Below are 12,430 nucleotides of genomic sequence, written 5' to 3'. Positions count from 1 at the left end.
GGAGACAAGCATGTTATTTACCGCCTATTTACCCTTTAAGGAAAAACGCTTTATCAGCACGGAAGAAAAGCTGGTATGGGCGGGCCTGGTGCTCACCTATCCCGCTTTTATGCTGGGCATGTTGTATGTGTTGGGCTCCATCATAGGCTGGGTTATCTTTATGGTGGTGTTGATGCGCTGCTATCTGGACCTGCATGCCAAACCTCGCCCACTGTCACCGATGATCTGGATGTGGATCATCGCCATGTTACTGATGCTCGTGGCTTTGCTGGTCGCACACAGCGAATGGTCTTTGGGCACCGGGCAAACCATTAAGTCCACCATTGGCTGGATGAAGGGCTGGGCACTGCTGGCTATTTTTCCTGTCATTGCGGCACTTGCAAAGATCCGCAAAGAAGTAGTGATCCGCGGGGTCTGTATTGTCGCCATTCACACCCTGATTTTCTCTTTTATTTCAGTAGCATTTTATGTCGTCAAGTTACCCGGTGATATTTTCCTGTCGCCATTGAAGGTCATCGGCGGACCAGGGGAAAGCTTTTTCATGGTCAGCTTTTACGGCATTAACCCCGAAACAGGTGCCGGGCGTTGGCGCTTCTTTACCCCCTGGGCACCGGCGGCCGGATTTATGGCTTGTATTTATCTGGTGTTTTGTTTGCAGGAAAAAAACGCCCGCATTCGTCGCTGGGCCATCGCTGGGTGCTGGGCCATGCTGATCTTGTCACAATCCCGCGCGGGGATAGCCATCTTCATCATGTTGTTCCCGCTGGTGCTATTCAGCGACAAATTTAAAGAGCCCTGGATGCTCTTACTGATGGGCATTGCAGTCCCCATCATATTGCTACTGGGTGAACCCATCTACAATTCAATCATGGATTCTTACGAGGCCGTGAAACAGCAACGCCCTGGATCCACTCGGGTACGTAAAGCATTGGCAAATATCGCCATTCAGCGCTGGCAGGCTGAAGCGCCCATCTGGGGTCATGGCATTGTCGAACGAGGACCCAAAATGGTGGAGTTTATGCCGATCGGCTCGCACCACAGTTGGTATGGCTTGCTGTTTGTAAAAGGCATGGTTGGCGCTGTAGCACTGGCCATGCCTATGCTGGTGTCGAGCGTCTATTTATTATGGGCGTCGCAGGATTCAAAAACCGCGCAGACTGCGCTGTGTCTGATGGCCGTGCTAGTCTGCTATAGCTTCTTTGAGAATTTGGAAATCCTGTCGTATCTCTACTGGCCTGCCCTGTTGTGGTTTGGTTTTGCATTTAGCAACAAACGCTCATCAATGGCAATGTAACGAGTGGCCGCGCGCTTGAGCGAGTTCGCGGTGAGCTGAGGCACACCGTACACTTCGACCTCGCACTCGTGGCGGCTTTGAATACGCTCGGCCAACAGGTCAAAGTCTCCATCCCCGGTCAGTAATACTACTACATCACAATGTGGGGCACACTCCATGGCATCCAGGGTAATCCCCACGTCCCAGTCGCACTTTGCGGAGCCATCCGCTCTTTGAATATAGGGCTTCTGTTTTACCTCAAACCCGATGGCTCTGAGAATATTCTGAAACTGTTGTTGCTGGGGCGCATTGGGCTCGCTGGAATACGCCAAAGCTCGGTGCAAAGTGCGGTCTTTAAGCACTTCCTGCCAAAAACCATTGTAGTCAAAGCTTCTGCCATAGGCCTGGCGGGTGGTGTAGTAAATATTCTGGACATCAACCAGAATGGCGATTTTTTTCATGGTATTACAGACCATTTAATTTGTTTGTGAAGAAGGCCGCGTACCACACAGAGTGTGAATCAACGCATGAATGCCCTGATGGTAAAAGTGGCTGTCACTATATCACAGAACCCAGACGATGCGGGTCATAAATAAGACCTCAAAAATTCACATTATTTACATTTTTAATACACCAGTTCCCAGGATAATCCCGCGTTTCGTTCTATTACCAAGGAAACTAACATGACGAATAATCTGCGGATACTGTCGCTGAGCCTGTTGCTGGCAATTAGCCAGGCACATGCCCACACCGAAGGGCTGGCGGTCCACCCTTATTTGCAATCTGCCACCCCGACCAGCATCTGGATCAAATGGGAAACCAGCAGTGGTGATGAGTCCATTGTAGAATGGGGCGACACAGCAAAACTTGGCCGGCAAGCCAGTGGCACCAGCGAAACCGGCTATCTGCTGAGCCGCATTCACGAAGTTCAACTCACCAATCTGGCACCAGATACCGTGTATTTCTACCGAGTGAGAACAGGTGATACCTACAGCCATGTTCACAAATTCCGAACACCCCCTTTGGCTTCTGCAGAAAAAAGCAGTCGGATCCTGGCTGTCAGTGATATGCAGCGTGACTCGGGAAACCCGGGTAAATTCAGCGAGATCATTAATCAGGGCGTGTTACCTTATGTGCAACAGGCGCTGGGATTGGAGCTACAAGATGGTCTTAATATGACCTTGATCCCCGGCGATTTGGTCGACAACGGTCAGGATTACAACAGCTGGCGTACCAGCTTCTTTTCACCCATTGCGGCGCTGGCCAGCTCAGTGCCCCTTTACCCTGCCCCGGGTAATCACGAACGCGATACACCGACTTACTTTAAATATTTTCACCTGCCCGAAAACGGCACACCCGGGTATGAAGAACACTGGTGGTATCAGGATCATTCCAATATTCGCGTACTGTCACTCGACACCAACACCAATTACCGGATTGATGAGCAGCTGATCTGGCTGGACAAAGTGCTGGCCGAAACCTGCCTGCGGACACAAACCGACTTTGTCTTCGCCCAGATGCACCACCCGCATAAGTCGGAGATGTGGATAGCCGGAGAAACCGACTACAGCGGTAAGATTGTTGAACGCCTGGAAGCCTTTTCTACCCGCTGTAACAAACCCAGTATTCACTTTTTTGGCCATACCCATGCCTACTCTCGCGGTACCAGCCGGGATCACAATCACACTATGGTGAACGTGGCCTCCGCAGGGGGCAACCTGGATTATTTTGGTGAATTTGCCCAGCGCGACTACACCGAATTCTCGGTCAGCGAAGACGAGTATGGCTTTGTGGTGGTCGATGTTACCGCCGGTGACGACCCGGCCTTCGAACTCAAACGCATTTCAATGGGCGATGAGCAGGTGCCGCTGAACAGCCAAGTCAAGGACACGCTGACTGTAAGATTAAACAACACGGCACCATTTACGCCTGAAATATTAGCCCCCACAGCCAGCATTTCAGCAAGCTGTGCCAATGCGGTCGCCACTTTATTTGCGGATCCAGACAAAGACCGCTTTGGTGCTGCGCACTGGCAACTCAGTAGCCGCTGTGATGACTTTGGTCAGCCACTGGTCGATACCTGGTATCAACACGAAAACATCTGGGATGGGGTCGATACCCGAGCGGGACTGGCACCAAACCGCTTTGCACTCGGCCAGCTGGAACCCGGTGCTCAATATTGTCTGCGAGTGAGAATGCGAGACCGTTCACTGGCCTGGAGTGACTGGTCACAACCACACCCATTCACCACCACAGACAGCTCACATCTGACCGATAACCTGTTGCAAAATCCGGGCGCAGAGCTGGGCACCGACAGCTGGCAAGGTAAAGGACCGCTGGAAAGCTTGACAGATAAAGCCTGTGGCTCGGTGTCACCCTATCAGGGCGAACGCTTCTTTGCCGTCGGGGGCGTGTGTGACAATGAAAGTGACCAGGGTCGGGCATATCAGCGTGTTGATGTCAGCAACTGGGCTGCCAGCATAGACAATGGCACACTCAAAGCCCTGTATGCCGGCTGGCTACGCAGCTGGGGCGGCAGCGATATCCCTGCTTTTACGCTCGAATTTCGTGATGCAAGCCTGACACTACTGAGTAGTACAAGCGAGGTCAAAGGCAGTAGCGCCAGCTGGCAGCAACATCGCCATGAAGCCCAGCTCCCTGCTAACACTCGCTATATCGACTTTGTGCTGACAGGTCAGCGTACCAGTGGCACTGACAACGACAGCTATTTTGATAACCTGGGGCTAAGACTGGCTGAGCAAAGTAGCTGCACAAGGGTGCCAGACAGAGGGCCGACTGGCGTTGCCGATGAGTTTATTACCCAAAAACCAGGCAACTCCGAAAATTTACTGCAAAACTCCGGCGCTGAAGCGGGTATTCAGGGCTGGAGTGGCGCAGGTCCGGTAGAATCGCTGACCAACTATCAATGTGATTCAATCCCCGCAGCAACCGGCCAGCGCTTTTTTGCTGTAGGTGGTGTCTGCAATGGAGAATCAGCTCAGGGACAGATCAGCCAGAAAATCTCGGTGCAACACTATGCCAGTTTAATCGCTGCTGGCCAGGTTAAGGTGATATACGGCGGCAAGCTTCGTAATTACAGTGGTAAAGACACGCCCTCGGTACAGCTGCGTTTTCTTGATAATCGCGGCCAGTTGCTTAATAGCAGTGAAAAACTCAGCACAACGGCTGCACAGTGGACAACCGTATCCGGGCAAGCATTGCTCCTCGAAAACACTGCCTATATCGAGTTTGTCTTGCAAGGGACGCGTAACCAGGGCAGCGACAATGACAGCTACTTTGATGATTTGATATTAAAGGTACTTGTCGACTAAGTCTCCCGCCGCCGAGTCACTTCGGCGGCATCTTGAACTTTTTGCATCATGACACTTTTTTGCTTATTTTTCGCTCATCCTCGGTCCGATATCTGATACATTCAACTTGCGTAAAAGCCAATCAATTTACGCGCCCTCACAGATACAACATAAAAAGGATGTGTTTATGAAACAAGACAAAAACCGCTCTGGCATTAACCGCGACGTTAGCTCCAGACGTCATTTTCTCAAAACCTCTCTGGCAATGGGTGGCGCCCTCGGCGCAGCCCCACTGATGCTCAGTAACCCGGCAGCAGCAAGCTCTCAGTATGGTCAGTACCACAAAGTGTATGCCGACGATGCCAGATATGACTCCATGTTAACCGGTTCCAATCTGAGGTTTCCCAATCAGCCGGGCTATATTGCGGTGTGTAGCTCGGCGCATGAAGTCTACATGGCAGCGCGAGAAGCCGTTGCCAACCACCTCAGGCTCACCGTGCGCTCGGGTGGTCACTGCTATGAAGGCTTTGTAGTGAATGATCAGGGTGTGGTGGTCGATCTGAGCAATATGGATCGCGTCTATCGCAGCGATGACTATTATGTCGTCGAAGCCGGCGCCTCTTTGGGACATACCTATAAAACCCTGTTTAAGGAGTTTGGTGTGATCATACCCGGTGGCTCTTGCTTTGGTGTCGGTGTCGGCGGCCATGTCTGTGGGGGTGGGTTCGGCATTCACTCCCGACAATACGGACTGAGCAGTGACTATCTGGCAGGTGTTGAATTGATATCCTTTGACCAGTGGGGCGGGCAGGCCAACTATCCACGCACCTACTTTAAGGGACAATCTGCACGGGCTGACGAAATTGTCTGGGCACATCAGGGTGGAGGTGGCGGCAACTTTGGAATAGTCACTAAGTATTTCTTTAAAGACTTGCCACCGGTGCCCGCTTACCTGCACTTACAGGAAATTGCTTTGCCCTGGCATTTGTTCGACTATGACCAGTTTGCCGCACTGCTGCGCAACTTTGGTGAGTTCTGGCAAACACACAATGGGCCCGACAGTCGCTTTAATCCGCTGCATGTTTCGATGGCCATACCCAACTCAGTCGGTGGCAGCGGTGAAATCCGGCTATCACTGTATTGTAGTGGTGATCCTGCGCTCATTGACGAGTTTATCGATAGGCTGTTCACCCCAGCGCAACTGCAAGATGCCAAAAAAGGGTTACGCACCACCAACCATATGGGCTTACAGGAACAGGAAAATGCGCCTCAGCGTCCGGTACCGCCTGGTAGCTACTTCAGCATGCCCTGGTGGTACGGGACCCAATATGGGGCGGGTACTCTGGTTGGTGCGCGCGGTAAAAATAAATCGGCTTATATGAAAAAACCTTTCCCTGAGGCCCAGATCCAAACCCTGTGGAACACACTGCGCCATGGTGACTACCTGAGCCCCGGTGGTATGTTGCAGCTGTCATCTTATGGTGGTCAGATCAATGCGCTATCTCAGAAAGAAACCGCCGTATCCCACCGAGACTCGATTATGAAGCTGCAATACCAGACCTACTGGTTTGAAGCCGCGCAGGATCCCTATCATATTGGCTGGATCAACGACTTCTATCACGCAATGTATGGCGATGCGGGTCCGGTACCCGATGAGGTAATGGATGGCTGTTATGTCAACTATGCCGACGTCGATATCCCTGACTGGCAGCATTTGTACTACAAACACAACTACGTCAGATTACAGCAGGTGAAACGTCAGTTGGATCCCCACAACCAGCTCCACCATGCTCAATCGATAGAAGTTTAGCGCATTAACTGTGAGGCCTCTCCATGGCCTCTGCTACCCCGGCGCTATTTAGCTTGCGCCATATAATCCAGCGTAAACTCAGTCAGCGCCCGCGTGCCCAGTTTAAACGAAGACTCATCGGCAATGAAATACGGTGAGTGATTACTGGCAGCGCTTCTGGGATCGGTTCCCTTAGGTGTACCGCCCAAAAATACGAATAACCCGGGCACTTCCATCGCATAGAATGAAAAGTCTTCAGCGCCTGTCACTTTAGGCATTTCAATCATACCCTGAGCACTAAACACTTTTTCAAGCGTGGGTAGCATTTGCTCAGTCAGGGCCGGGTCGTTCACCGTGACCGGATAACCTTCAATGATCTTTACTTCTGCCGTGTTACCGGAGGCCTGAGCGATATGCTCTGCGGTATGGGTCAGCTTTTTAAATATCTGCGCGCGGTTATCCATATCAAAGTTACGTATGGTACCGACCATATTTACCTCTTCGGGAATGATGTTATTGCGCACCCCCCCGGCAATTTTGCCGAACGAAACTATCGCCGGCTCTTTGGTAATATTGATCTGACGACTGACAATGTGGTTTACCCCAGACACTATCTGCGCCGCAGCAGCTATCGGATCTGCGCCAGCCCAGGGTGTAGAACCATGAGTTTGCTCTCCTTTGACACTGATCTCAAAACGGTCGGCACTGGCCATAGTTGGGCCACTGCGATATCCCAGCTGACCCACATTCAGCTTAGAGGTAATATGCAAACCAAACGCCACATCAGGTTGATACTTTTTAAAGATCCCTTCTTTGAGCATCAATTCAGCGCCACCTTCTTCGCCCTCAGGTGCACCTTCTTCAGCAGGCTGGAAAACAAACATCACATTGCCTGCGAGCTCATCACGCATGCCGGCAAGTACCTCGGCCGCGCCCATTAACATGGCCACATGGGTGTCGTGGCCACAGGCATGCATAATGCCCACATCCACACCCCGGTAATTAGTGGTTTTGGTGGATTTAAACGGCAGGTCGTTCTTCTCAGTCACCGGTAGCGCATCCATATCCGCACGTAACATCACAGTCGGCCCAGGCTTGGCGCCTTTGAGCATACCTACTACTCCGGTATACGCTATTCCGGTCTCTACTTCCATGCCCAGCGCTTTAAGGTGTTTAGCCACCTTAGCCGCTGTGCGTACCTCACGATTACCCAGCTCAGGATTTTGGTGAATATCCCGCCGCCATTCAATCACTTTAGGCTCCACCTGCTTAAGCAAACTAGCATGATCCGCCGCCAGAGCGCTCATACTCAAAGCCCCCAGAATCGGCGCCAAACTCAGACTCAGTATAGATTTGTTCATACCCCTTCCTTTTATATTTGTTATTAGTCGCTAAACAAAATAACAGACAAAGTTATTAGAGACAGGGATTTGCGACAGAGCCGGGATGGGTGCGGTGAGCTAAACTGAACAGGCAAGGTAGCCATAGAACAAGGATTGGATAATGAATATAGTAGCTGATGACCGTGAACAAGCGCCTGGAATACTCGAATTACTCTCTACCAGTCAGTCCGTCAACCTGATAAGACAGCGCCTGACTGTGGGTGACTACCTGATCGATGACTGGCTGATTATAGAACGCAAACAAATCAGAGCTCTGCTGATTTCCATCATTGATGGCAGGCTGCTTAGCCAGGCGCAACGGCTCTCTGACTCAGGTTTTCAGCCACTCCTAATCATTGAAGGCAACGCCGCTGATATCCGGAACTGCACTATGGATAGGCGAGCAGTGCTAGGCGCGCTGGCCAGCATAGGACTGATTTATGCCATAACAACACCCAGAACGCACAATCAACAAGAAACGGTAAAGCTTATGCAATATGCTGCGCAGCAGCAGCGCCGTTTAAACTCTGATGTATTGCCGCGCAAGGGTTTTAGGCCAAAAACATATATGAGAAAACAGCTATACCTGCTGCAAGGCCTGCCAAATGTCGGCCCCAAACTGGCCAAAAGATTGCTACACCATTTTGGCTCAATTGAAGCCGTATTTAATGCTACCCAGTCCCAGTTAATGGCTGTTGACGGCATAGGCGCAGATACCGCCAAAGCCATTCGAACTATTTTAACGACACCCTCTCTCTAAGATGACAAAAATTTTATTGCCAAAATTTTTGACAATAAATTTATTGTCACTAAACTTTGACTATAAGAATTTTGTCAGGAGGCATTATGGCAGGTCAGGTGGTTCGGGGTAATAAATATTTCCCCAGAGAAAAAGATCAAAATAAGCTGTTGCGGCGGCTCAGAGACGGAAGCCACTTGCTGGTCCTTGCCCCGCGGCGTGTCGGTAAAACGTCTATGCTGTTTTACCTGCAAGACAACCCACCAGATGGCTATGTGTTTCTCTATAATATCGTGCAATCCTGTGCAACCGAGCACGAATACTACAAACAGATCATAGACAACCTGTTCCGCTCCGAGTTTACCGACCAACTGAGTAGCCTTTTTAAATGGGGCAAAGATCAAATTGACAAGTTTCGCAGCAGCATTACCGGCGTATCAGTCGGCGCCACGGGTATCGAGTTTGATCATCAGGACCGTCAGCTCACTCACCGAGATCTCAGCGCCGCCCTCAGTGCACTGACACTGGACAAAAAACTGGTGCTTATCATTGACGAGTTCCCGGATGTTGTTGAGAAAATCTATAACCAGCAAGATCACAAAAGCGCGGAGTCATTTTTATCTGGTTGTCGTGAGTTGTGGTCAGAGCAAAGGCTAAACCAACATGTGCAGTTTGTGCTGACAGGCTCAATTGGGCTGGACACGCTGGTGAGCAAAATGGCACTGTCAGATCTCATCAATGTGCTCATCCCGGTGTCTATTGCGCCACTAAGCCAGGCTCAGGGCCGCGAGTTTATCAACACGCTCAACCATCGTGAACTGGAGCCCATCCAGATTGATGCCACAGCGCAGGATTATCTGCTCGACAAGGTTGGCTGGCTGATGCCCTATTACATCGAGATCCTGTGGATGCAGCTGGTTGATGTGTATTTTGATGAAGGACTGGACTCTGTCAGCCCGGCAAATATTGACGCCGCTTACAACAAGCTGTTTTCGATACAGTATCAATCTCACTTTAATCACTGGGCAGAACGACTAAACCGTTTTGCGGACAGCGAAAAAACACTGGCAAGTGACGTATTAACAGCGATGTGTGAGCATGTACAGCTGCCGGGATCCCACTTGTTTAACCTCTCGCAGGAAAGCCAGTATCAGCAAACCAATTGCCAATACGTGATCGACTGTCTGATCCACGATGGTTATATTTTTATCAATCAGGCGCAGTGTTATCAGTTCACCTCGCCCATGCTCAAAGAATGGTGGGGGCGCTATGCAACTCGACGACTATAAAGAAGGCGTAAAGCTATACAACGCACAAAATGCATCAGACCAGTTCATAAAAACGCACTTTGTGATCCGCCTGAAAGAATACAAAAAAATCTGGCGTGCCATTGCCAGCACCAACAAAGAGGTGCCCGAACAAAATTACCTGATCCAGGGCGTGCGCGGCGCCGGTAAAACCACCTTGCTGCGACGCCTTGCCATAGAGCTTGCACAAAGTGACGAGCTGAACACCTGGCTGCTGCCTGTCACCTTTAAAGAAGAAGAATACGGGATCAGCTCTTTGTTTACGCTCTGGGAGCGCGTCGCTGAAGAGCTGGAAGAGCATTATCACGACCAGTTTGCCGGGCTGCTGGATGGGCTGGATGCCATTGCTGGTCAGGATCCAGACCCTAAAGCCGCAATTCAGTTGCTGAGTGACCGGCTCAAAAAGCAAGACAAACGGGTTGTGTTATTCATTGATAACCTGGTGGAACTATTCGAAAACTTTAATCGCAAAGAAACAGAGATACTCAGGGAAGTGCTCACCACCAATCCTTACTTCAGGCTGATAGGTGGCTCGGCGGTCAGCCTGGAAGCTTTTTACGATCACCAGGCCCCGTTTTACCAGTTCTTTGAAGTGATCAATTTAGCCGGATTAGACAAGCCAGATACCGAGGCGCTGTTGCGGGCACTGGCCAGTCACAGTGGTGAACGTGAAGAACAAAGGTTGCTGGCTATCCTTGAGCAAGAGCCGCAGCGTATTGAATCTATCCGGCGCTTAACGGGCGGTATTCCGCGCACACTGGTTATTTTGTTTAATATTCTGATGGAAGGCGCCAACGGCAAGACCTATGCACTGCTGGAAGAAACCATAGACCGCACCACGCCGCTGTATAAACACCGTATGGACGACCTAGCACCACAGCAAAAGCCCATAGTCAACGCCATCGCACTGCACTGGGATGCCATCTCAGCCAAGGAGATAGCCGAAAAAACCCGCCTGCCCAGCAAAAATATCTCGGCCCAGCTCAGCCAGCTGGAGAAAAACTGGGTCATTGAAAAAATCAAAACCGATAGCAAGAACAACCTGTATCGCATTAAGGAGCGCTTTTTTAATATCTGGTATCTGATGCGCTATGGCAGACGCCGTGACAAAAACCGGGTCCTTTGGCTGACGCGTTTTATGGAAGTCTGGTGCGTTGGCGACGAGCTAAAACACCGCAGCCAGTCTTTTCTTGCGCAACTTACAGGCCAGTGCCATCCCCAAGCCACACTGACCTTTGCCAATGCATTGTTGTGCAGTGACCAGCTTGAGCACACAGACAAACAGCAAATTCTTGAGCAAACTCAGCAGTATCTGAGCGGTGCGGGCCATGCCGCGCTGAGTAAAGAACTGATTGATATCACAGATGTGCAAGGTGATAAAAACAAACAGATCCTGATTGAGTGGCTGCAAAGTGACGAACCGGCAGATATGACTGAGGCTGTTAAAAAGGCTGTTAGTGCACTTTCTATAGAGGAGGTTGCTCTGATTGCCATGGCAGAGGATAAAGCTGAAGAAGCTAGACCAAACAAGCTACTCACGCTCGCCGAAGCGTTACAAGAAAGAGACAGTGTTAGTGCTCTGATTATAAAAGGTTTTATCTATTTTAGGCTAGGTAAGAATACCGATGCCGAGATAGCATTCAAGCAAATAACAGACATCGAACCTGAAAATATCACTGCAGCAATAATATTGACCAGTATCTATAGAAAATCTGCTCAATTGGATAAAGCCATAGCAGCTCTGCAAGCCGCGCAATCTGAACTGGAAAGCAGACACACAGGTTACTATCACAGGATCTTGGGTGAAATATACCTGGAAGGAGGGGAATACGACCTTTCAGAACAACACTTCTTATCCGCACAAGGTGCTGGAGAATCTGTACTGGATATGTTGGGCTTTCTAAACATATACAAAGTAAACTTCTCACAGGCCATTGATTATTTTAAGCAACACCTGAGCAATAATGAGGATAGTATTGTCTATTCGATGTTAGCACTCTGCTATCACACTCAGTCAGATCCCAAGAACAAACTTACGGCTTTGCAATATGCGAAGCTGGGAGTAAAAAACAGCTCACAGTTAAGGCCTACAGCCATATTAATTCGCACTATGCTTTGGAATGACCTTTTTCAGGACGCTGCCCAAACTATGGACAGTTTACTCAGTCAGTTTGTTGAGTCTGAAAGTTCAGCCGAAAAAACATTCACCGCTCTCTTTATTGCCTTTCTCGCCAAAGGCCAGACGAACCTGGTTGAACGCTGGTTTGAACAATATGAGCTGAAAGAGTATTTTAAACCCATCTACTATGCCCTGATGACCTTAATGCAGGATAAATATCCCAATGAGGTATTAAAAATGGGCGCCGAGCTTAGAGAAACCGTTGATGAAGTGCTCAACGAAATCGAAGATTGGTCGGTGAAATATGCTTAGGTGAAGGCATCAAGATAGTGAATGATTGGGTACCACGCATTTTCTGATCGCTAAACGGCACTTTTCTTTATGGCTATGTGACCCTAGCGGCGCGAAGTCAATTTGACAACCGTCATACCGGCCTTGAGCCGGTATCTACTCACAGACTAAAAAGGGGTCATCTGAGCCTGTATAGTTAAGCACAGCGCTCAAATATGC

The 12,430-nt window shown here is 50.0% G+C and carries 8 protein-coding genes; 6 read left to right on the top strand and 2 right to left on the bottom strand.

The annotated features are described in order from the left end of the window. Positions 1–10: 10 nt before the first annotated feature. Positions 11–1,294: an O-antigen ligase family protein gene (locus CWB98_RS10090; RefSeq protein ID WP_138544752.1), complete on the top strand. Its 1,284-nt coding sequence runs from the start codon at positions 11–13 to the stop codon at positions 1,292–1,294. On the opposite strand, the gene CWB98_RS10085 is transcribed toward CWB98_RS10090, so the two are convergent. After that, positions 1,228–1,734 (bottom strand): NYN domain-containing protein, encoded by a 507-nt coding sequence (locus tag CWB98_RS10085; protein WP_138544751.1) that lies wholly within the window; start codon positions 1,732–1,734, stop codon positions 1,228–1,230. The two genes, CWB98_RS10090 and CWB98_RS10085, sit on opposite strands and share 67 nt — an antisense overlap. Before the next feature lie 222 nt (positions 1,735–1,956). Here CWB98_RS10085 and CWB98_RS10080 point away from each other — a divergent pair, with 222 nt between their 5' ends. Together CWB98_RS10080 and CWB98_RS10075 are read left to right on the top strand one after the other, a co-directional pair. After that, on the top strand, positions 1,957–4,605 hold the full coding sequence (locus tag CWB98_RS10080; protein WP_138544750.1) for a purple acid phosphatase family protein: 2,649 nt from the start codon (positions 1,957–1,959) through the stop codon (positions 4,603–4,605). 166 nt (positions 4,606–4,771) lie between these two features. Beyond that, on the top strand, positions 4,772–6,394 hold the full coding sequence (locus CWB98_RS10075) for an FAD-binding protein (RefSeq protein WP_138544749.1): 1,623 nt from the start codon (positions 4,772–4,774) through the stop codon (positions 6,392–6,394). A 44-nt stretch (positions 6,395–6,438) separates the two neighbouring features. On the opposite strand, the gene CWB98_RS10070 is transcribed toward CWB98_RS10075, so the two are convergent. Next, a complete protein-coding gene (locus CWB98_RS10070) occupies positions 6,439–7,680 on the bottom strand; it encodes an amidohydrolase (protein ID WP_432765886.1) in 1,242 nt (413 codons plus the stop codon). 196 nt (positions 7,681–7,876) lie between these two features. Between CWB98_RS10070 and CWB98_RS10065 the strand changes: the two genes are divergently transcribed. From CWB98_RS10065 to CWB98_RS10055, 3 genes are all read left to right on the top strand, one after another. Further along, a complete protein-coding gene (locus CWB98_RS10065; protein ID WP_138544747.1) occupies positions 7,877–8,515 on the top strand; it encodes an ERCC4 domain-containing protein in 639 nt (212 codons plus the stop codon). An 86-nt stretch (positions 8,516–8,601) separates the two neighbouring features. Next, entirely contained in the window at positions 8,602–9,783 is a 1,182-nt protein-coding gene (locus CWB98_RS10060) for an ATP-binding protein (RefSeq protein ID WP_138544746.1), read from the top strand. Continuing rightward, positions 9,764–12,232, top strand: coding sequence for an ATP-binding protein (locus tag CWB98_RS10055; RefSeq protein WP_138544745.1), 2,469 nt, complete (start codon positions 9,764–9,766; stop codon positions 12,230–12,232). Before CWB98_RS10060 ends, CWB98_RS10055 begins: the two co-directional genes overlap by 20 nt. The last annotated feature ends 198 nt before the right edge of the window (positions 12,233–12,430 follow it).

This window comes from Pseudoalteromonas rubra (assembly GCF_005887115.1).
Lineage (GTDB): Bacteria > Pseudomonadota > Gammaproteobacteria > Enterobacterales > Alteromonadaceae > Pseudoalteromonas > Pseudoalteromonas rubra_F.
Note: the sequence above shows the minus strand (reverse complement) of the source record. Positions and strands in the feature narration are given on the sequence as shown.